This is a genomic window from Synergistaceae bacterium (genome assembly GCA_031267575.1).
GTDB lineage: Bacteria > Synergistota > Synergistia > Synergistales > Aminobacteriaceae > JAIRYN01.
This window is the reverse complement of sequence record JAIRYN010000027.1, coordinates 13,535-35,163: the sequence shown is the minus strand read 5'-3', so window position 1 is coordinate 35,163 and position 21,629 is coordinate 13,535. Positions and strand designations below refer to the sequence as shown.

Here is a 21,629-nt window from a genome sequence, read left to right as displayed (position 1 = left end):
GCTATGGCGTTATAAATCTCAATCAATCTTTTTTTGTCTTCGCACAATTTGCTAAAAACGCTGTCCTTGTATTCTCTGTTAACTTTGCTTTCTATCATAACCAACCTCCAACGCGGTGGATATTTTCAAATGTCAGTCTACAAGAAAAGAGATTACCAGGCAATAGTGGGCGACGAAATAAAAAATAATGGTGTTTACCGCGGATCCGATACTTTTTCGATCATCGACCATAATCGCTTTGTCTTTTCAGGATCAGTTTACGCGGCGCGTTCAACGACAGATTTTTGGCTTTTTACCATCGACATTTGAAAAATCCAGAGTAAACTATACGCTGCGTTGGAGCCTGGAAGGCGGGTTCTAATTTATTTGCAAGGGGGCATGTCGTAGTGCACGTATTCGAGTATTCTTTTGACATGGAAAATTACATGACGAAAGAACGTTTTGCAAAGTTCAAGGAATTTGCCTCGGCCAAAGAGACGCCATTCCTAATGACATCATTGAGCACTGTGGCAAGGAAATACGATGAATTGGAAAAATCGATGCCCTATGCACACATTTACTACGCCATCAAGGCAAACCCCTCAGACGCGGTTTTGAGACTGTTGATCGAACGGGGAAGTTCTTTCGACATTGCCTCTGTTCACGAGCTGAACTTAATGCTTGGCCTGGGCGTTTCTCCGAACCGTATGAGTTATGGAAACACTATCAAGAAGGACCGGGACATTCGGTACGCTTATGAAAAAGGAATACGCCTTTTCGCCACAGACGCGGAAAGCGATGTACGCAAAGTAGCGCAAAACGCCCCAGGCAGCGACATTTTTTTTAGAATCCTGTCCAGTGGATTGGGGTCGGACTGGCCTCTGTCCCGAAAATTTGGGGCGCAACCTGACGTGATTTTCCAAAATATTCTGCTCTCGAAAGAGCTGGGGCTCAATCCCAGAGGCATTTCTTTTCACGTGGGTTCTCAGCAGCACGACGTCACCCAATGGCGGGTGGCCCTCGCCACCTGCAAAGAGCTTTTCGACGCCGCGAAGGAGAAGGGAGTCACCCTTGACCTCATCAACATGGGTGGCGGTTTTCCTGCCCATTACCTGCATCCAGTGGAGGAGACCTACGTCTACGCCGCTGAAATCACGGACTATTTGCGCGAATTTTTCAGCTCGGATTTTCCCCAGATTCTCATTGAGCCCGGACGCTACATGGTGGGGGACGCCGGCGTTTTGGTGACGGAGATCGTCATGATTTCCCACAAAGAACGCGAGAGCGGTATTCCCTGGCTTTACCTCGACGTCGGCAAATTCGGCGGACTCATCGAGACCTTGGACGAATCCATCAAATACCCTATCTACTCGGAACAGACGGGGGAAGCCAATGACTATGTGTTGGCCGGTCCCACCTGCGACAGCATGGACGTACTCTACGAAAAAATGCCCTGTCGCCTTCCGTCTAATTTGCAAGAGGGCGATAGACTCTACTTTTTGACGACGGGCGCTTATACCCAGACCTATAGCGCCGTTTTTTTCAACGGCTTTCCTCCTTTGAAGTCTTATGTGATCGATTGAAAGATTCTGCACAGACATGTCAAGAATTTTTTCAAACGTAAAGTTGTTCATTCGCTTAAATTCGCGCAAATGAAGACCATTGACTTTCACATTCATTTATATCCGCCGGACGTCATCCGCGATGCGGAGAAAATCTCGAAGCGAGAGCCTTATTTCGACGCGCTTGTTCATAATGGAGTGCACAAATGGGCAACCCTCGACGACCTTTTGCCTCGTATGGAACGGGATGCGGTGGAGCGGGCGGTGGTGGGAGGCTTCGCCTTTCGGGACCTAGGGCTTTGCCGGCTCTGCAACGACTACATTATCGAGTGCGCGCGAAAACATCCAGACAAACTAGATGGTCTGTGTCTGGCGCCCCCTCTAGTCCGGGGGAGCGACAAGGAAATCCTCCGTTGCGCGGAGGCCGGGCTCATTGGAGTAGGGGAGTTGTTTCCTGAAGGGCAGGGAATTGATATCGCCGATATTTCCCAAACGTGGCGATTGGCTGGCGTCCTGCGCGAGGCGAACCTGTGCGTTCTCTGGCACACAGCCGAACCCGTGGGGCACGCTTATGTCGGAAAGGGCAACGTAGGACCCAAAGAAGCGGCCGCCTTCTGTATGCATCACCCGGAGATTCGGGTCATTTTTGCCCATTTCGGGGGCGGCCTGTGGCTTTATGAACAGATGCCGGAGATGAAACTTTACCTCTCCAACGCCTTTTATGATCTGGCGGCCCTGCCGTGGCTCTACGAACCCAAGATTCTAAAGATGATCGAGGCCTCCGGCGTCGTGCGTAAATTTCTCATGGGGACAGATTTCCCGATTCTCGATTCCAGTCGTTACGAAAAAGCTCTGTTGGAGTCCGGTCTTTCCGACAACACCATCGAAGGGATCAAGCGAGGCAACGCGTTAATGTTGTTGGAAGAGCTAAAATCGAGGAGAAAATTTTGATTGGGGAGAAAATTTTGATTGAGAATCAATATATCTTATAATTATTTTTACGTCACGCAAAAAATCGTTTAGGAAGAGAATGCGTAAGTATCTGCACATGACAAGCTATAATACATTAATATTTTGTCTGAATGAACTATTACAAAATGTTACAATGTGTTATGGTGAAATTATATACGGAGTATCAAGCGGCGTAGGTAACAGGGCTGTATGTTTCGACAGTCGCGTTTCGATAGTAAGGAGGGGGCCGATGAAGACGGAATTGACGATTGATTTTGGAGTCTGATAAGTTCATACGCGTCCCAATAGCCGCTGATGTTGTAGCCGAAAACCAAGGCCGCGCAGTGGCTATTGGCCCGGGCATCCGAATGTTTGCGTGTAGAGATCGTGTGTCTCTACAAAGGAACACTATGCGAAACGTATCTACTAGTTATGAGTAGGCATTAGTACGCTGAAAGGATCGGTACAGCAGGTGGCACAGGAAAAATATTTCTTCCAATCGGAGGCGGCGGAGCTTCTAAAAATGATGATCCACTCCGTTTACTCCAACAAAGAAATCTTTTTGAGGGAGTTGATCTCCAACGCTTCTGACGCCCTGGATAAGCGCAGGATAGAGGTTTTGTCCAGTGACGAGTATGGGGAGTATGAGGCGAAGATCCGCGTCGAGCGAGACAAGGAGAAACGAACCCTGACCATTCTCGACAACGGCGTGGGGATGAGTCGAGAGGAGATCATCAATTACATCGGCACTATCGCCAAGTCGGGGACGAAGGAATATCTGGCCGCGGCTGGGCGAGACGCCTCCGGGAAAAAAGCGTCGTTTTCCACTCAGGAGATGTTGATTGGACAGTTTGGAGTGGGGTTTTACTCCGCCTTCATGGTTTCCGACAAGGTGGAACTTGTCTCTCGACGGCTGGGTTCCTCTGAGGCATGGAAGTTCGAGTCCACGGGAGATGGGTCCTACAGCCTGGAAGAAGCCGCGCTCCCTGAGTGCGGCACCTCGGTAAAGCTCTACCTCCGAAAGCCAGAGGAGGGGGAGGAAAAAGACGAGAAAGATTACACGGACGAATGGGTGCTCCGCGACATCATCGGAAAATACTCCGACTTCATCAGCTACCCCATCGTGATGAACTGCGCGAAGTGGAAAGATAAGAAGGAAACCATCGAGGACGAGGTCGTCAACTCCCAGAAGGCAATCTGGTGTAAACCTGAGGGAGAAGTCACGGAGGAGGAGTACCGCGAGTTCTACCGCCATCTCTCTCACGATTGGCAGGAGCCTCTGACGCGCGTCACCATCAACGCTGAGGGCTCGGTCAACTTCAGAGGGCTCTTGTTCATCCCCCAGCAGGCTCCCTTCGACCTCTTCATGAACACCTACAGCGGAGGAATCAGCCTTTACATCAAACGCGTCTTCATCATGAATGACTGCAAAGACCTGATTCCAGAGTACCTACGCTTCATCAAAGGCGTTATCGACTCGGAGGACCTGCCGCTCAACATATCGAGAGAGATCCTCCAGGAGGACCAGCGGGTTCGGGTTATGCGCCGCAGTACGTTGCGCAAGCTCTTCGCGAGTTTCCGCAAAATGCTGGAGAACGAGCGTGAAAAATACGAAAAATTCTGGTCGGTTTTCGGTAAAGTCTTTAAAGAAGGCGTCGTGCACGACCAGGAAAACGCCCAGACAATCCTGGAGTTATCCTTATTCCATTGCGCGGGAGGCGTGGAGGCGAATGGCGGTGGATGGACGACTTTGGATTCCTATAAAAGCCGCATGAAGCCTGGTCAGGAAGGTATCTATACCCTCGTGGGCCGAGACGTCTCCACCTTGAAGGGATCGCCGAAACTGGAGGCGTTTCTGGAAAGGGGCTACGAGGTTTTGTTGCTCACAGATCCTGTGGATGAGGTTATCATGTCTCAGACTCACGTGTACGGGGAAACGAAATTCTTGGACGTGGGTTCTGGCTCGGTGCAGGCAAGCACCGAGGAGGAGCGCAAGGAAGCGGAGAAAAAGATGGAAGGATTCCAGTCCGATTTTACGCCATTGAAAGAAGTGATCATGAAGTCTCTAGGCGACGCCCTGAGCGACGTGCGGTTGTCCGCACGTATGACCGCCTCTCCGGTGTGCCTTGTGGGTGACGGAAACGCCATGTCCTTCCAGATGGAGCAATTGATGCGCGCTATGGGTCAGGAAGCCCCTCCGAGCAAGCGCGTTCTGGAGGTCAACCCGGAGCATCCCGTGATTCGTCGCCTGATGGAGTTGGCCGGAAATGGCGACGAGAGGGTAGGGGATTTTGTGTCGGTGTTGTACGACCAGGCTCTGATCTTGGATGGAGGGATTATCGCCGATCCCGGACGTTTCGCGCGTTATTTGGCCGACATTATGGGCGCGGCTCTTATTGGGCGTGATTCTGATGGCAAGTCTTGAGCGTCTGAGCGAAGGGAGGCAAAAATCACAGTGGATCGGGCAGCGACGGATCAAAAGATCGAAAAAAGCGAAGTGGGAGATTTTGTTCCACAGTACGATGTGATGTCCACGGAGCGCTATGTCGATTCCACGTCTCAGAAATCCGAGTTCGACAGAGTTTTGGACGAATTGGGGCGCATCAGCCAAGAGACCCTTGCCTGGGATATTTTGCGGCTAACACGTAAGCATTTCGGTGACCGGGAAGAGGATAAAGCGCGCAAGTTCGAGGCTTTCATGGGGGCGTTCATCACCAACGCCGCTACGGCGCTCTACGATAAAGGTCTCGTGGACGAGGCATTCAAAAGGCTGGAGCAGGCCAGGTCGATCCTCGAAGCTAAGCAGAAGTTGTGCCGAGAAATAGAGATCATTCGGTCCAAAGCAGAATTGGAAGTCTTCGATGTCTCTGACATGCTGGGTTTTGGCGAAGGCGACGAGTCGGAATAGGAAAATAACAGTAGGAAAATAAAAGGTCAATGTAGTTTCTGGGTAAGCTATAATTGAGTAGGTATTAGTATGCGGAAATGATCTGAAATGAGTCGGAAATAATCTGAAATAATCTGAAATGATCGGAGCAGCGCAGCGCGTAAACTAAGAATGCGTAAATTGAGAGTAAACAAAAAGCGACCGTATTCCACGATCGCTTTTTGTTTACTCTATAACACATTGTCGCGCTTTGTAATAGCTAATATATTATAGGCTATTAACATACTATATATTATCCTGCGGATTGTTGCAGTTGTGACGTGACATTGGCGAGCCAACTGGCCTGTTGCATCAGTTTCGATAGCCCAACCTCCGCCGCCGAGAACTGCTTGTAAAGATTTTCCTGCTTTGTCTGGAGTTTCTTTTCGAAATCCGCCAGGTATTTGTCGATGCTATCCATTTCTGCTTTGAGGGCGTTCATTTCCTGCACCACAGCACCTTGAGTGATGGCGATACCGGAGACCTCTTTCTGGGAGGACCTGATCATGTTGTCCATATAGGTTTGCATTTGTCCCGCGAAGTTGGTGACCAACATCGACACATCGTCCGGGTTCTTCTCCAGCGCGGCCATGAACGCGCTGGTATCGAACTCTAATGAGCCCGCTAGCGCGTCCGTCGTTACAGTACCACGTGAAGGGAGCTTGATTCCTATTTGGGAGAGAGAACTGTACTCGTAGTTCAATCCTAAAGACGACAGCACAACGTTGCTTCCGCCCAGTGTGACCGGCTGATCGGTCCCCGCCTTGATGACCAGAGTGTTGTTCTCTACCGTGGCCGTGACGAGAGGCGTAGAGTACTCCTGTCCCTTAGAGTCGACGGCAATGACGAACAGGGGGTTATCCAGCTCACCGAGCGTAGGGCTATTGATTTTCGCCGCGATGGTTTCAAGGGTATCGCCGGGGTTCACGGTTATGGTGCCCACCCGATCACGCACGGCAATGGTAAAGGACCCCGCGTTCAGGATGCCGTTGTTTTCCATCGTGCCATAAACCGCTTGGCGGCTGCTTCGCTGAGTGAACGCGGTAGAGTAGATCTGGGAAGTGAGCCTGCGCAAAGTACTTTTCGAGTTACGCAACAGGGAATTGCCCTTCAGAAGGCCCCACTTCATGCGGAAGTCGTCGCTGTCCAGTGTGGCCTTTTTGGTGTCGTCCACCGCCTGTTCCGTCATGCGGGTGTTGATCCATTGCATGATGTCGTTGTAGACTGTGGTCAATTGCTGTATAGCGGTAACGGCCGGCTCCGCGTCCTGAGAGATATCTAGAGACACATGCCCTAGTCCCTTCAGATCAATGGTCAGGCCCTTGATCAGCTCGCTGTTGTTGGCTGCGCTAAGGCGGTTGGAGGAGATGGTGACCTTCTCTCCGTTCAGGATCACCTCGGCGTTTTGAGCCGCCGTGTAGTGTTCCTCGTCCGTCTGATCCAACCCCAGAGCGGCCAGAGCGCCGTTACCGTCGTCGCTCAGGGTGAAGACGCTGGCGTTGTAGGTGTACTCGACAGTGTACGTTTTGCCGTAGGCCGGAGACTTTATAGGTATTCCAGGGGTGGGGAGGCTCGTTGACGCTGGATCTGGCGCTGTCCATGTTATCACGAGATTTTGCTTTGAGGAATCAAGTTCGGCATTAAAAGACCAGGCATTCATGACCGGTGAGGTACTATAATCGAAAGGTATGGCATTGTGCCCTATTATCGACGAGTGCGTTCCATGAGGCACGGAGTCGAACGTACCGTTGCCAGGCAGACGGACTACGTCCTTGTCGTTACGCGTAACGCCGTTGAGGGTTGTCGTCGTGCCATCGGTTTTTTGCAAAGTGATGTCGTAAACACTCGCTGGTTCTGGGGCATCTCCAGCTCCTCCGTTGTACCACTGGACTACAGCCTTGCCGTTGGCGCTCTGCACGATCTCGAAGTCGAGCCCTTCTCTCCAGACTCGGCTTCCCGGTTGCTGGATCGTGGCGGTTCCCTTCGCGATGTCGGCGTAGTTTTCCGACAGTTCGTCCTGATTACCGCGCATGATCTCGAGAGTGATATGTTCACTTCCCGCCGCGATATAGGTAACCTTATAATCGTTTCCATCCGCAGGTTTATTGTCGCTCAACCATAGTATTGCGCCCGTGGCACTGCCTCGAAAAATGGGATTCGGATCTGTCGATGAATAAGTGTTGCCTCCGAATGTGACCTGGATCTCAGCTCTGGTACTCATCTCGAAAGGCAAAGCCCACACATCCACGTCACCGTTCGAAGAGCGCGTCGCCGTCACCGAGAACGTGTCTCCCGCGTATGCACTATATGTATCGCGATAAAGTTCTCCAGGAGTAGGGAACGCGGTGTCCAAGTTTCGCCAGCGGATACGGTTGCCGCCCACAACGTCAAAGTCCAGGCCCGCCCTGTAGGTTATGCCATCTTCGTCTTTAATGAGGATACTCCCTTCACCAAGGCCACCGCCCACTACCATGGCACCGCCCAGTACCATGTCGAGGGAGTAGGTCGGAGGTTCGATGCTGGAGTCGGTATTGCCGGGGTTCGTGCTGAAAAGCACGGAGTCGTATGAGTTGGTGGATCGTGTGATCGTTGCTGTGTGCGTCGTCTTTCCCAGACCCACGTTATCGCTTTTTAGGACGAGCTTGTTATCGACGACGGCCGCTGTCACGTCCACAGGAGGAACTTGCGTCTTGAGTTTCGTGTTGATTTGTTTCGCGAGAGAATCCAGCGAATCCGTCGAATTCACGTCAATACGTACTTTGTGTCCGCCGGCGTTTACGTAGAAATAGGTGCTGTCCGATCCCAATAAAGAACTGCCGAATGCAGCCGTGGGAGACGAAAACGCATTGGAGCGGTTCACCTGACCCTTAGCTAGCTTCAATACCTCTAAGTCGTGTACGCTGATCTCCGCGTCCGAGTTGGCGGTGGCGCTCAAAACACCTTTATATGAAATATTGCTATCCAGCCTCGATATCTCGACATCTCTCGCCTTGAACGTGGCGGCCAGCTTCAAAGGCGACAAACTGCTCTGCAATGCCTGCAAAGAAACGCGAAATTCCTCGAAAAGGTCTCTTTTCATCTCCAGGTTGTCCCGCTTGGTCAACATAACAAGTGCGGGTTTTTGTGCCTTCTCCAGCAATTTTGCTACCATGCTATCCCAATCAATACCCGACGCGATACCCGTAATAGACATATCTGGCATCGAAAAGTCCCCTTCCAGTCAAAAAAATTAATTGAAAATTTTAAACTAAAACTTATGTTTTGTATCGGCAAAATCCGTTATAAATATAAGCGCAATACAGAAATTCTCGTAATATTCATGTTGTCATTCTACACCAAGCGCAAGGAGAATTTATAACGTAAGTTGACGGAAGCCTTTTATCCTATTGATTACTCCCATGACCTTCTATGTTACAATGAGTTGCAATGGGTTGCGTTGTGAAAAAAGGCGATAGATGTGTTTATACGAGAGGCGATTGAGGTTATCAAGAGGGAGGGGTCCTCGTGAAAGTTTATATAGACGGAAAGGAATACACTGATTTCCTCGATAATGCGGATACGGCCTCTATTTTAAACGCTGTCAGGGGAGAGATGTCTCAGAACGGCCGTGTCGTTACGGAGCTTCGGTTGGACGGGGTCGTTATGGACGAAGATGCCTTTTTGAACGTCACGGGAGGACTGGGAGCGCATTTTACCTCTCAACCTGTGAGGGAACTTATCCAAAATTCGCTGGACGAGGCGCTGCGATACGTCCCCAGGTTGATAGACGGGTTGAGGGAAGTCGCTGTCCATTTTGAGAAAAACGAAATCGCTATAGGTCAAGGACAATTGCCCTATGCGGCGGACGGGTTGGACTGGTTGCTGCTCATTTTTCAAAATTGCAGCGCGCTTTTGTCCGTCCAGGAAGAAACGGCCGATTCGGGACTTTCCCAATTGCAGAAGAACCTTTCAGAAAGCATTCGTCATCTCGAAACCCTGTATCAGGAAAAGAGGTACTTTGAGATAGCTTTGTGTATCCAGCGACAATTGACCCCTCAACTTGAGCAATTTTTCGTGCACCTTCAGAGGCTTCACGACATCGGGGCCTTCACTCAATAAATGTTTTTGTATTTTAAGTTGTCGCGCCCTAGATGGGCGATCAATATATAGAGTTTAGTCAAATATTTATTCCTATAAATAAGTACTTGACAAAATATTGATACGTGCTATAGTCTAGTCACTATGGCTAGACTATATACGGTGTACCAAGCAGCAGAGGTAACAGGGTTGAGTATTGGAACTATTAGGAGGTGGGCAGATGAAGGCAGGATCTATAGTGTTCGGACAAAAGGAGGTCACAGGCGAGTTGATGTGTCCGAGTACCTGCTACCGAAACCCACAGAAAATAATCGAGACTTCACAATCTGTTACTGCCGAGTTTCAAGCGCAAAGCAAAAAAACGACTTGCAAAGGCAAGTCGAGTTTATGCGAAGCAAGTACCCCAATGCCGAAATCGTCAAAGACATTGGTTCTGGAATCAACTTCAAGCGGAAAGGATTGCTCTCCATACTGGAACGAAGCATATCAGGAGCTATTATTACGCTTGTGGTTGCTTACCGAGACCGTCTTGCAAGATTTGGGTCGGGGATTATCGAATTTATTCTCAACCGCAATGGTGGAAAAATCGTGGTTCTCAACGAGGTTTCACTTTCTCCAGAAGAGGAACTCACAAAAGACTTGCTTACCATCTTGCATGTCTTCTCTTGTCGTCTTCATGGACTCAAAAAATACAAAGCTAAAATCGCGGAAGATTCGAATTTATCCAATCTACCCAATCTACCCAATGATGACGCAACGGCGGATGTTGAGGCAATGGATGGGGGGGGCGAGGTATGTCTACAACCAAACGACTGTTTACCTGAAGTGCCCGAGAACAAGAGCAAGCTGGATGAAAATAAAGATGAAAATAAAAAAGTGGTTCCTTCTAAATCTTCCGCTCCTTCCAAATCTTCTAGAGTGGACAAGAGAAGTTCTATATCGAATTCTATATCGAATAAAGATAATAGCAGTGAAGGACGTTAGCAACGCAGTCAAGCGTTGTAAGATGGTATTTAAGCAGGCACACCAACTTATTTCAAGAGTTTCCATGAGATTCGCGAGATTTAGCTTTTTCTTTGACTTTATAGTCGAAGGGATACTATGCGAAACGTATCTAGTAGGTTATCAATGGGTATTAGTACGCTGAAAGGATCGGTATATTGTCTCTTCGTAAAGGCTTGATCGTTTTCGTTCTGCTTGCCTTTGGCGCCAACGCGATCGTGCTGGCCCAGAGCGTGGATAGGGAGACGATACGCTCTCTTTTCGCCGCCGATAAAAGCTATCTTCTGGTGGCGTTTGGATTGGTGTTCATGGCTTGGGGCTGCGACGCGGCGCGTTTCTGCGCTCTGGTGCGCGCTGCCCATGAACACGTCCCTTTTAAATTGGGTATCGTCCTCACGTGGCTTCATTATTTCGGTTGCGCGGTTACCCCCATGCAAAGCGGCGGCGGCCCTTTTCAGGTTTATGTCCTTTATAAAAGGGGTATTCCCGTGGGGAAAGGCATCGCGATCACCCTCATCCGCACCATGCTGACCATCTTGATCCTGAGTCTGATCGTTCCCATCGCTCTTTTCATCGACCCCGCGCTCTTAGACGGTAATCCCTTCATTAAGGGTATGGTAGGCTACGTCTTTGTCGTGATCTTCTGCACGTGGCTCTTTATCGCTTACACGATTCTACGCCCCAACTCCATTAAACGGTTGGGCAAAATCGTGGTAATGTGGACGAGAAAATTGAATTTTTTGAGGTCCTCCAAAATCGTCAAAAAGTCTTTCCAATGGCTGGACTGCGAGATCGACAACTACAACCTAAACTTCAGGCTGGCTTTTTCCAGCGGATTTTTGTACTCGGCCGTGGCTATCCTCTTGTCGGTGGCTCATCTTTTGAGTATTTTTTCCGTATTGCCGGTTTTAATGTTGGCCGTGGGGCTGCCCTTCAATTTCGCTCAGACTCTGGCGACTCAAGCCGTTTTTATGTTTGTCCTCTACTTCATCCCCACGCCAGGCGCCAGCGGAGTGGCGGAGAGCGGCGGCGCTGCTCTTTTTGGAACCCTGATGCCCTGGAATATGGCGGGGATCATGGCTGTCATCTGGCGTTTCTTTACGGAGTACCTTTCGATTTTCATGGGCGTCATCGTCGTCGTTAAAATGCTGGGATGGGGTGTCACCGAAGACCTACATAAAGGCGCGTCTCCTGAAGAAGAAGCCGCGCAGCTGAAAAAGTTGAAAAAATTGAAAGAACAGGATGGAAGCCTATAGCTTGAAGCGTATCGGGGAAAAGGCCTTCCGACTGCGGGGAGGCGTGTGGACTCTGCTCTTTGCCGCCATGTTATTTCTGGCCCACCCGACGCCCAGTTCTATGCTTTGGGGAGGGCCTCTGGTGGCTGTGGGGCAGGCGCTCCGTTTTTGGGCCGTGGGGTGTATCGGACGCTACAGGGGAGAGCGGGTGGGGGCTATGACCTTAACAACCTGGGGGCCCTACGCTTTTGTGAGAAATCCGCTTTACCTAGGTAATGGATTGATTGGCTTGGGCTGGGGTTTGATGACTGGATTTTGGCCCACGGTGTTTTTTGTGATAACGTTCGTTTTGCTGTATACTGTCTTTATCGTTCCTCACGAGGAATCCTTTCTTTCGGAGAAATTCGGGATGGAATACGGCCGCTACAAGGAAAGAACCGGGCGCTTCTTCCCAAAAGCCTGGCCGGTCGGTCGGATTGCCGGCCCCTTCGATAAGCGGATACTGTGGACGAGTGAGCGTCATTCTCTTCTGACAACCGTGGGGGGAAGTCTCTTGATAGCGGTCAAAAGCCTGGTTTGATAGGAATAGAGATATTAGGAATAGAGATATATAGAGGCAGAGAGTCCGCCGTGAAGAGAATTATTTTTTGGGAGGCCATCCATGAATTACGACAAGAGGCATAGGGACAAGGATTTGACGGTAAAAGAATTGCTTTCGGCCATTTCGGAAACGGAGTATCCCCAATACATTCTCGACGCCATATCCAGAATACAGAACTGGATGTTGGAGACGGTGAATGCGCCGGCGGATCAAGGAATGGATCTGGTTACCGCCATGTTCGAGGATGGCGGCGAGATGGATATGGAGAAACTTTTCGCCGACCTGGAAAGCCTGGAGCAATACGTGGACCTCATTCCCAACACGAGGCGCCCAGAGGGAAAAGCCGATGTTATCGTAGTGAGCGTCAATCCTCCCGATTACGAAAGCGGCGTTCGGACCGCTATTGATTACGCGGCTCTTTTCAATCGAAAAAACTGTAAACGGGTCTGGGTCATCAGCGATACTTTCATTTTCGGAGACACCATTCACTACGCTGCCCACGTAGACGCGTTGGCCGAGCAGGGCATTATTCTCCGTTTCGTCCTCGTCACGCCTTGGGGATGGGTGGAGATTCCTTTGAGCGGGAACATCGCGTCGGGCCAACAATTTCTGTGGCGCAACACGATGAAGGGCATGGAAAACTAGGAATCGGCAAAGCAACGTCATGTTCAACCACGGCGGTAGTGGGCAAAACGTATTTTCGCGTCTTGCCGTTTATACCGCGCCCTACGCGAAAACTCTTTTAGCGGCGTTTTTTTTTATGATCGCGGCCTCCGCGTTGAATGTCCTTCCTCCTTGGCTTTTCAAAAGCGTGGTGGACGATGTTTTGATATCTAGAAACGTGAGGGTACTTGATCTTCTTTGCGTGTCCGTGGTATTGATTTTCGTCCTGAAGGGCGGGGCTCTTTTTGGGCAACAGTACCTCATGAACTGGGTGGGACAGCGAGTGGTCATGGATATTCGCCTCGCCCTCTACGATCATATGCAACGCATGTCGTTGCGAGTTGTTCACGCCTCTCGAATAGGGGAGCTGATGAGCCGTATCACTAGTGATGTGGCCACATTGCAGAACCTCGTGACCAGCACGTGCGTCAATCTTGTTATGAACGGTGTGACCTTTCTCGGAATGCTCGGTTTCATCTTTTATATCAACTGGAGATTGACCTTGATCACCGTCACGGTGTTGCCTGCCGTGGCTTGGCTTTTGATGTTCGCCGCCGGAAGCCTTCGCAAGGCAGGTCACCAGGTGCAGGAACGGTTGGCGAACTTGACGGCCATCGTGCAAGAGGCTTTCTCGGCTATTCGGATTGTGCGGTCCTTCGCCACGGAAGAGCTAGAACTGGCGCGTTTTCGGAAGGGGAATCTGGAAAACTTCGACGCGCTGCTACGGGCTGTACGTGTCCACGCGATCTTGGCCGGGGTAGTGGAGGTTTTTTTGATCGTCGCTCTGGCGGTGGTGTTTTGGTTCGGAGGACGTGACGTTCTAGACGGCGCGTTGACACCGGGGGAGTTGGTGGCCTTTATTGGTTACATCGCCTTCATGGTGCAACCGATCCGCGTTTTCATGAACAGCATGAACTCCCTTCAGACAGGACTGGCGGCCGCTGATCGCATTTTCTCCGTGCTGGATGCTCCCATCGAATCCACGAACAGGGCCAATCGTCATCCTGGCCGCATCGAGGGGCGCGTCGTCTTCGAGAATGTGCGTTTCTCTTACACGCCGGGTCAGGAAATTCTGAAGGGTGTTGATTTGACTGTCCGCAAGGGTGAGAGAATCGCCATCGTCGGTCCCACAGGCGTGGGAAAATCCACCTTGGTGGACCTGATTCCCCGTTTTTACGACCCCACGGCGGGGCACGTTTTGATCGACGACCAAGACGTGGCGGACCTAGACCTTCCAGAGTTACGCAAACAGATCGGTATCGTTCCCCAAGAATCCATCCTCATGAAGGGAAGCATGGCGTTCAATATCGCCTACGGATTGCCGGAGTTGCTCGATCGGTCTGACCCCGGACGCTTCGCCTCGTCTATGGAGATCATTCGCGCCGCGGCGCGGGTGGCTGATATCGACGACTTCATCATGGGATTGCCCAACGCTTACGATTCGGAGGTGGGGGAAAGGGGCGTGACCCTATCGGGGGGACAGCGCCAAAGAATGGCCATCGCGCGGGCCATCGTGCGGGACCCCCGTATTCTGATTCTCGATGAGGCTACGTCCTCGTTGGACCTGGAGGTGGAGCGCCAGGTCCAAGAGGCCATGAACCGCGCTATGGCAGGGCGAACATCCTTTGTGATTGCCCATCGTCTTTCCACCGTGAGGAGTGCCAATCGGATCGTGGTGCTCGCTGGGGGCAAAATCGCGCAGCAGGGAACCCATGAGAATCTGCTGCGAGCGGGAGGGTTTTACTCCCGGCTTTACAATCTTCAATTTGATTCCCAATTTGACTCCCAATTCGACTCCCAAGCGAAATAAGGAACAAATGGGTGATAAAACGGCAAAGAGACGATTGGGAATCCGCGTCCTTCAGAGTTACATGGATTTTGTCCGAGAGAAGAGGTTTTTCGCTCCGCGCCTTTCTTCCTTATGGGTATTGCTTATCCCCATCAGCTGGGGCGTGGCCTTCGGCATCGCTGTGGTGGACTTTTTCTATCGGCACGGGCTGAGGCGAATCACCGAGCCTCCAATCCCGGTCATCAGCGTGGGGAACTTGACCTACGGCGGAACCAACAAAACCCCGTTTGTAGAGATGCTTTGCCGCGTAATGGAAGAACGTGGAGTCTCCGTGGGCATCGTCAGCCGGGGCTATGGCGGCGACAACCTCGGCGTGCGAGTAATCGAAGGAGGGAGGATCGGAGAGGCCGAAGCCGACCGGCGCCTGGTGGGGGACGAGCCGTTGTTGCTTTCCGCCCGGTTGCCCCGGATTCCCGTCGCTGTGTCCCGTAATCGCATAAAAGGTCTGGAAGAACTGGAACGCAGGGGTATCCAGTTGGCTGTGGCCGACGACGCTTTTCAGCACCGGAAAGTAGTCCGGGATGTGGATATCGTCCTGATTGATGCGGCTTGTGCCTTTGGCAGCGGACGTATGATTCCCGCCGGCATTTTGCGAGAGCCTCCCTCCGCTCTAAGGCGGTCTCACATCGTCGTCATCACGAAAGTCGAGCAGGTAGAAGCCTCGACGCTTTCCGCGCTTCGGGAAAAATTGAGAGAGTTTGTTCCCAACCATCGTATTTTCCACGCCCGTCTTTCCATCATGGATTGGGCGCTCTGGGATGGAAGAGCGTTGTTGCCCGTCGACCCACGTTCCAAGGGGTTTCGCTCTTTCGGGGAAAGCGTCCGAGGGCGCAGGGTTATGGCGTTTTCCGCCATTGGCAACCCGGACAGTTTTGTTCGCTCTCTGCGACAAGAGGGTGTGAAAGTCGTTGGGGAACGCCATTTCCGCGACCACCATGTTTATTCCGAAGAAGACGTGGCCGCGCTTCACGCCCAAATGGAGGCCTGTGGAGCAGAGTTTCTATCCTGCACAGAGAAAGATATATACAACTTACCGCTAATAGAGGGTCTGAACGATTACAAAATTCCCCTTTTGCTTGTGCCGCAGGTGACCGTCGCCCTGGAGGATCCCGCCTGTTTCACCGAGACGCTGGTGGAGTGCTTACGTCCCCATATTGTCGTGGCCTCCAACGGCTACGGGGAGGACTCTATCGGGGTATTGCTGGCGAAGAAGCTACGCGACGCTTTCCCCCAAGCTGAGGTTTTGGCCTTTCCCCTGGTGGGATGGGGAGAGCCTTATAAAGCCTTGAATTTTCCCGTAGTCTCCGCGCCCTCCGTCACCCCATCTGGAGGCGTATTAAAGTATCGGCTGCGGGATCTGTGGGGGGATATCCGCGCGGGTCTTTTCGGCCACATTCGCGCTCAACAGGTTGCTTGGCGCCGCATCGCGCATAAGGCGCGCACGCCACTTTGCGTAGGGGATGTCTACCTGTTGCTTCACACCCTTTGGGGACAGGGGATAGCGCCGCTTTTCGTGGCGACGGCCAAGACGGTCTACCTAAACGGTCATTGGAGGCTCGAACGATTTATCATCCGCTTTCGCTGCCGCAGGACCTGGACACGGGACCGGAACTCCGCTGAGCAATTGGCCGCCTCAGAGGCAAACGTAACTTACGCGGGCAACCCGGTCATGGATTTGCTGGGGAATCTTCCGGCTTTCGTTGGCCGCGGCAGTCCTTCGGACTTTGCCGCGAGATCTAAAATCCTACTGTTACCTGGAAGCAGACAACGGGCTTACGACGACGTCACGCTGCTTCTGGATGCCGTGGAAATTCTTCAGGCGAGAAAGCCCTGCGATTATGTTATGACACTGGCTCCAACGCTTTCACTGCCTTGCCTGGTCGCGGCCTGCAAAGGATGGGAACTCCAGATGGGAAAGGAGCGCCTAAACAGAGAAAACTCAAACAAAGAAAACTCAAACGAAAAGAACCCCAATAAAGAAAACCACAATCAAGAAAAGCACAATGGAGAAAACCACAATGGAGATCCGTTCTTGAAAAAAGGCGACATCTTAATTCGGCTACACCAGGGGGAGGTTTCAACCGCCGCGGTGGGGGTGTGCCTTTTGATCGGCCTAGGGGGAACGGCAAACCAACTGTGCGCGGGAATGGGGATTCCCGTGGTATCCATCGATGAAAAGGGCAAGCGCGTGCAGAAAAAACTTTTGGGGGAATCTGAAATTTTGGTAGATCCGAAGCCTTCAGCTTTGGCCGATTGTGCCCTAAATATCCTCACGAACCCTGAACTCCATCGGAAGATGTCTCTGGCAGGCAAGGCGCGCATGGGGGAGCCCGGAGCGCTGAACGACATTGTGCGTTACGCGGGTGAAAAGCTAGGTTGGAGTGTGCGCTGCCGCGTCTACGAAAGGTTGCGATCTGTAAACATTCAAGCCCAAGAGGGCAGAGCCTATTCGGCACAAGGAGGCCTGATCGGCCCCCCTGAAACCCGCAACCAAAACCTGCCCAAGGATTCTACAGATTCTACAAAAGATTCTATAGATTCTACAAAAGATTCTACAGATTCTACAAAAGATAACGCGCCTTTTTAAGTTCCCGCACCATGGGCATAGTGATCATATCGCGCGTTAGAAGAGAGTCTTTCATGACACGGAGCTGCTCTATCAACGACGATTCATTGGGAGCGTGCAATATGGTATAAAGGGAATAAAGCCACGGATGATGGAGGGTGTTTTCTACCACCTTTCGGATATAACAGTGGCTGACCCAGGGAAAGGACGCCGCTCGCTTGGCCACATCAATAATGTCTTCGTTGTTAATCACCCACGCGACGAGGGTATTGACGTTGTATCCCATGCGCCGGTGGTGCAGCGAAGCTCCGATTTTCCGCAGAATACGAGCTTCTTCCAGGTTCCGCAGCCGTTTCAGCAGTTGCGGAACCGAGCGTTCCACCTTGCGGGCGGTGAGTTCAAAAGGCTCCGACACGATGGGAAAACTGCGTTGTAACAAGCCCAGAATAGATCGGGTTTCCTCGTTCAAAATCAAAGCGGTCAGAGTTTCGTCGATGAGAATGTCTTCTTCCGTGATGACGTCAGGTACACTTTCTTCGAAAGTGGGCTCCGAATATTCATCGCGTGAAAAATCGCGTGAAAAATGGAAGGATGATCGCAGCTTCAGGCGAACCTCCGTCGACAAAACGACAAAAGGACACTCGCACGCCCCTAGGATTTGTTCGATGAAGCGCGCTCGCTCTGTGAGTTCTTTGCCCTCCGGATCCGTCGTCTTTTTCAGGAGCACCATGAGCCATACGTTGATCGAATGTCCCCGGAGGTCGCCGCGCGTCACTTCCGGCCGCTCGCTCAGCAGTGAGGTGACGGACGCGACCCGACCTTCGGGAACGGCGAGCCCACAGAGAAGTCTCTCATATCCCAAACGCTCGAAATCGACAAAGGCTCCCCACGAACGAATATATCCCTCACGGGTCAATTCGTTGGTGAGGGCCAGCACAGTCGCTTCCTGACACCCAAACTCGGCGGCGATAGCCCGGTAAGGATGTTCCACCAGAGGCATGCCGTTTTGGAGACGCTCGGCAATCAAAGTTTTGAGGGTCATGAGAGGCTTTCACTCTCCTCTCTGTAAATTTTTCCCATTTTTCATAATGTAAAATCTTCCCATTCCGGCATATTTTCGATAAAATCCTTTGTCGCGAAAGAACGCGCTGCTATTATATTTTATAGTGAATATCCGCATAATACAAGCATTCTCACGCATATGTTTTAGCTGACCCTCGGAAATGAAGGGCTCCTGTGACGTCGAAATCGTTGACTATCCTTAACAAAGGGGATGAGATGATAGCAATGTCCAACAAACCTATTCATCAATATTCATCAATGAGCGCATCCGCGCTGAAGCGCGCCATTTATGTCCTAGCGAAACAGATAACTTATGAATTAGATGTTGAGAAATCCTGCGATGACACGTATTTAAATGATCCGGAAGTATTGTAATAGCTACGGAGGCTGTTTCGGTTATAAATGATGTGCATCGTCATGCCATCGGAAGCGCCAACGGGATCGTGGGCGGCAATCGCGTTTATAATCATACGGTGGGTTTCGATAGTTTCCTGCCGAAGTTGCCGGTTGGTGATGTCCACAAACAGGGAAATGGCGCTTTGAATAATCGGCAGTAGATTGGGAACGACCAAATTGCCGCTGCTCTCCGCTATTTTAGCGTGCAGAGCAACATCGGCGTGCATATGATCTTCGTCTTTCGCGATCAATTGTTCGACTTCCTCGCACAACCGGTAGAGTTCCGCAATGTCCGCTTCGACAGCCGAGACGGCAGCCATTGCGGCAATGCGCGGCTCAATGATCATACGTACCTCAAGAATGTCCTCGACAAGTTTCTGCTTGTTTTTGACAAAGGTGAATCCCAACGGGTCCTCTGAAACCCCAAAGCGCCTCTCCGCAACAAAGGTCCCCGCGCCCTGTCGAACCTCCAATACATGGCGGGTCGTGAGAGATTTCACAGCTTCCCGCACGGTACTTCTCCCCACCTTCAGAAGTCGGGCTAATTCAAATTCATTGGGAAGTTTGGCTCCTGTCGAAAGATTGTTTGCCAGAATGTAATCTACAAGCTGGTTTACGGCTAATTCGGCTAGCTGTTTCGCACCAGCCATGCATAATTCCCCCTGTGCGATTGCGACATCATTGTTTCCTAATTAACAAAGTCATTTTACAAAGTCATTTTACAAAACCATTTTACAAAATCATTTTACAAAATCATTACGCAAAATCATTGTACAGCATTTCAAAAGAAGACCAATAAAATCATATGATGATATCCATCTGATGATTATATGATTTATCTTATATATTATTGAATAAGTACTCCATTAAATAAGTTGCAAATAGATAAGAAAATGTATTGACTTTTTCTATGAGAAGTGTATTATAATCTCATTCATCTAATTAGTTCCATATTCTTTCTCGCGTTATAAATTTGCTCACATAACAAACATCTGATGATTTATGAGGTGATGTTGATCAAATGCTTGAAAGTCAAAAAATACGTATGATTGCTCCAGAAATGGATCCACTGCGCATGGGCATGGGCTGGACCGTGGAAGATCTGGGAAAGCCCCAGATAATGATCGAAAGCACTTTTGGAGACAGCCATCCGGGCAGCAAGGGGCTGTTTGAACTCGTGGAACAGGTACGCATGGGGGTACAAAGCGCCGGAGGTAAAGCTGCCCGTTACTTTGCCACCGATATCTGTGATGGCATGGCCCAAGGCCACGACGGTATCAATTACTCCCTGGCCAGCCGCGACGGCATCGCCAACATGATTGAGATTCACGCCAACGCGACAACCTTCGACAGCGGGGTTTTTATCTGTAGTTGCGATAAGGGTGTTCCCGCCCATCTGATGGCCGTCGGCAGGCTGAACATTCCCTCGATCGTCGTCACAGGCGGAGTGATGGACGCGGGACCGGACTTGCTGACCCTGGAGCAAATCGGTAAGTTTAGCGCTATGCGGCAGCGCGGCGAAATCACGGAGGAAAAATTGACATGGTATAAACATCATGCCTGTCCCTCGTGTGGAGCCTGTAGTTTTATGGGTACCGCCTCCACCATGCAGGTGATGGCGGAGGCGCTGGGTTTGATGCTCCCAGGAAGCGCCCTGATGCCCGCGGCTGGCAAGGAACTGCCGCAGGTGGCTAAACAAGCGGGAGAGCAATCTGTTTGGTTGGCGTTACGAGGATTGCGAGCCAGAGAAATCGTTACTCGAAAGAGTTTTGAAAACGCTATCATGGTCCACGCGGCTATTTCCGGTTCAACTAACAGCCTGTTGCACATTCCCGCCATTGCGCGGGAATTTGGAGTGGAGTTGGATGGCATGGATTTTGACCGTATGCATCGCGGCGCCCACTACTTGCTGGATATCCGCCCCGCCGGGCGCTGGCCCGCCCAGTTCTTTTATTATGCTGGAGGCGTCCCGGCTATCATGGAAGAAATCAAGTCTATCCTGCATCTTGATGTCATGACGGTTACAGGAAAAACCATCGGCGAGAATCTTGCGCTGCTGAAAGAGGAAGGCTTTTACGATCGCTGCGCTGCTTACCTTGTTCCTTGGAAGCTGCGACGGGAAGATATCATACGCCCCTTTGACGAGGCTATTGGCACTGACGGCGCCATTGCCATTTTAAAAGGAAACCTTGCCCCGGATGGAGCAGTGGTGAAACACACCGCGGTACCTAAGGAAATGTTCAAGGCCGTGTTGCGGGCGCGTCCCTTTGACAGTGAAGAGGAGGCGTTATCCGCTGTACTGCGGCACGCCATCCAGCCAGGAGACGCCGTGTTGATCCGCTATGAAGGGCCGAAGGGAAGCGGTATGCCTGAAATGTTTTACACTACTGAGGCGATATCCTCCGATCCAACCCTCGGCAGCAGTATCGCTCTCATCACGGACGGACGGTTTTCAGGGGCGTCCAGAGGGCCGGCCATTGGCCACGTGTCCCCCGAAGCCGCATCGGGCGGGCCCATCGCCCTAGTGGAAGAAGGCGATTTGATTGAACTGGATATTCCCGGCAGGGTATTGCGCATTAGCGGCATTCAAGGGGAGCCCAAAAGCGAAAAGGATATCCTTGCGGTTTTAGAAGAACGGAAGGCCGCTTGGAAGCCTAAGCCACCGAAATATACAAATGGAGTATTGAAGTTGTTTACAGAAAGAGCGGCGTCACCTATGCAAGGCGGATATATGGAATGAAGAGCGGATATATGGGCGGA

Annotated in this window: 16 protein-coding genes and 1 pseudogene; 14 read left to right on the top strand and 3 right to left on the bottom strand. The window is 51.2% G+C overall.

The window, feature by feature from the left end; genetic code table 11:
- Positions 1-129: 129 nt before the first annotated feature.
- From LBJ36_03815 to LBJ36_03795, 5 genes are all read left to right on the top strand, one after another.
- A complete protein-coding gene (locus tag LBJ36_03815) occupies positions 130-309 on the top strand; it encodes a hypothetical protein (GenBank protein MDR1378156.1) in 180 nt (59 codons plus the stop codon).
- 77 nt (positions 310-386) lie between these two features.
- Positions 387-1,562: a type III PLP-dependent enzyme gene (locus tag LBJ36_03810; protein ID MDR1378155.1), complete on the top strand. Its 1,176-nt coding sequence runs from the start codon at positions 387-389 to the stop codon at positions 1,560-1,562.
- 69 nt (positions 1,563-1,631) lie between these two features.
- Entirely contained in the window at positions 1,632-2,492 is an 861-nt protein-coding gene (locus LBJ36_03805) for an amidohydrolase family protein (GenBank protein MDR1378154.1), read from the top strand.
- A gap of 472 nt (positions 2,493-2,964) precedes the next feature.
- Complete coding sequence (gene htpG, locus LBJ36_03800) at positions 2,965-4,917, top strand: molecular chaperone HtpG (protein ID MDR1378153.1); 1,953 nt, start codon at positions 2,965-2,967, stop codon at positions 4,915-4,917.
- 30 nt (positions 4,918-4,947) lie between these two features.
- Complete coding sequence (locus LBJ36_03795; GenBank protein ID MDR1378152.1) at positions 4,948-5,400, top strand: hypothetical protein; 453 nt, start codon at positions 4,948-4,950, stop codon at positions 5,398-5,400.
- A 271-nt stretch (positions 5,401-5,671) separates the two neighbouring features.
- Here LBJ36_03795 and fliD read toward each other — a convergent pair whose 3' ends face one another.
- A complete protein-coding gene (gene fliD / locus LBJ36_03790) occupies positions 5,672-8,620 on the bottom strand; it encodes a flagellar filament capping protein FliD (protein MDR1378151.1) in 2,949 nt (982 codons plus the stop codon).
- 302 nt (positions 8,621-8,922) lie between these two features.
- On the opposite strand from fliD, the gene LBJ36_03785 reads away from it, so the two are divergent.
- The 8 genes and pseudogenes from LBJ36_03785 (at position 8,923) to lpxK (ending at position 17,432) form a co-directional block, all read left to right on the top strand.
- On the top strand, positions 8,923-9,516 hold the full coding sequence (locus LBJ36_03785) for a hypothetical protein (protein MDR1378150.1): 594 nt from the start codon (positions 8,923-8,925) through the stop codon (positions 9,514-9,516).
- Positions 9,517-9,639: 123 nt separating this feature from the next.
- Positions 9,640-10,194 (top strand): annotated as a pseudogene (locus LBJ36_03780) (IS607 family transposase).
- Positions 10,172-10,642: a helix-turn-helix domain-containing protein gene (locus LBJ36_03775; GenBank protein ID MDR1378149.1), complete on the top strand. Its 471-nt coding sequence runs from the start codon at positions 10,172-10,174 to the stop codon at positions 10,640-10,642. The pseudogene LBJ36_03780 and the gene LBJ36_03775 overlap by 23 nt, the downstream one beginning before the upstream one ends.
- A gap of 13 nt (positions 10,643-10,655) precedes the next feature.
- Positions 10,656-11,753, top strand: coding sequence for a flippase-like domain-containing protein (locus tag LBJ36_03770; GenBank protein ID MDR1378148.1), 1,098 nt, complete (start codon positions 10,656-10,658; stop codon positions 11,751-11,753).
- Complete coding sequence (locus tag LBJ36_03765; GenBank protein ID MDR1378147.1) at positions 11,740-12,312, top strand: isoprenylcysteine carboxylmethyltransferase family protein; 573 nt, start codon at positions 11,740-11,742, stop codon at positions 12,310-12,312. The genes LBJ36_03770 and LBJ36_03765 overlap by 14 nt, the downstream gene beginning before the upstream one ends.
- Before the next feature lie 81 nt (positions 12,313-12,393).
- A complete protein-coding gene (locus tag LBJ36_03760) occupies positions 12,394-12,978 on the top strand; it encodes a hypothetical protein (GenBank protein ID MDR1378146.1) in 585 nt (194 codons plus the stop codon).
- A gap of 19 nt (positions 12,979-12,997) precedes the next feature.
- Positions 12,998-14,806, top strand: a complete 1,809-nt coding sequence (locus LBJ36_03755) for an ABC transporter ATP-binding protein/permease (protein MDR1378145.1) — start codon at positions 12,998-13,000, stop codon at positions 14,804-14,806.
- A gap of 7 nt (positions 14,807-14,813) precedes the next feature.
- Entirely contained in the window at positions 14,814-17,432 is a 2,619-nt protein-coding gene (lpxK, locus tag LBJ36_03750) for a tetraacyldisaccharide 4'-kinase (GenBank protein MDR1378144.1), read from the top strand.
- On the opposite strand, the gene LBJ36_03745 is transcribed toward lpxK, so the two are convergent.
- Both LBJ36_03745 and LBJ36_03740 read right to left on the bottom strand, forming a co-directional pair.
- A complete protein-coding gene (locus LBJ36_03745) occupies positions 17,407-18,453 on the bottom strand; it encodes a hypothetical protein (protein ID MDR1378143.1) in 1,047 nt (348 codons plus the stop codon). The genes lpxK and LBJ36_03745 overlap by 26 nt on opposite strands.
- A 331-nt stretch (positions 18,454-18,784) precedes the next feature.
- A complete protein-coding gene (locus LBJ36_03740) occupies positions 18,785-19,519 on the bottom strand; it encodes a FadR family transcriptional regulator (protein ID MDR1378142.1) in 735 nt (244 codons plus the stop codon).
- A 371-nt stretch (positions 19,520-19,890) separates the two neighbouring features.
- On the opposite strand from LBJ36_03740, the gene LBJ36_03735 reads away from it, so the two are divergent.
- Positions 19,891-21,609 (top strand): dihydroxy-acid dehydratase, encoded by a 1,719-nt coding sequence (locus tag LBJ36_03735; GenBank protein ID MDR1378141.1) that lies wholly within the window; start codon positions 19,891-19,893, stop codon positions 21,607-21,609.
- Positions 21,610-21,629 lie beyond the last annotated feature (20 nt).

Coding starts and splice junctions, on each gene's coding strand:
- LBJ36_03815 (MDR1378156.1), top strand. CDS start 130: ATGTCAGTCTACAAGAAAAGAGATTACCAGGCAATAGTGGGCGACGAA.
- LBJ36_03805 (MDR1378154.1), top strand. CDS start 1,632: ATGAAGACCATTGACTTTCACATTCATTTATATCCGCCGGACGTCATC.
- fliD (MDR1378151.1), bottom strand. CDS start 8,620: ATGCCAGATATGTCTATTACGGGTATCGCGTCGGGTATTGATTGGGAT.
- LBJ36_03775 (MDR1378149.1), top strand. CDS start 10,172: ATGGACTCAAAAAATACAAAGCTAAAATCGCGGAAGATTCGAATTTAT.
- LBJ36_03765 (MDR1378147.1), top strand. CDS start 11,740: ATGGAAGCCTATAGCTTGAAGCGTATCGGGGAAAAGGCCTTCCGACTG.
- LBJ36_03760 (MDR1378146.1), top strand. CDS start 12,394: ATGAATTACGACAAGAGGCATAGGGACAAGGATTTGACGGTAAAAGAA.
- LBJ36_03755 (MDR1378145.1), top strand. CDS start 12,998: ATGTTCAACCACGGCGGTAGTGGGCAAAACGTATTTTCGCGTCTTGCC.
- lpxK (MDR1378144.1), top strand. CDS start 14,814: ATGGGTGATAAAACGGCAAAGAGACGATTGGGAATCCGCGTCCTTCAG.
- LBJ36_03745 (MDR1378143.1), bottom strand. CDS start 18,453: ATGACCCTCAAAACTTTGATTGCCGAGCGTCTCCAAAACGGCATGCCT.
- LBJ36_03740 (MDR1378142.1), bottom strand. CDS start 19,519: ATGGCTGGTGCGAAACAGCTAGCCGAATTAGCCGTAAACCAGCTTGTA.
- LBJ36_03735 (MDR1378141.1), top strand. CDS start 19,891: ATGCTTGAAAGTCAAAAAATACGTATGATTGCTCCAGAAATGGATCCA.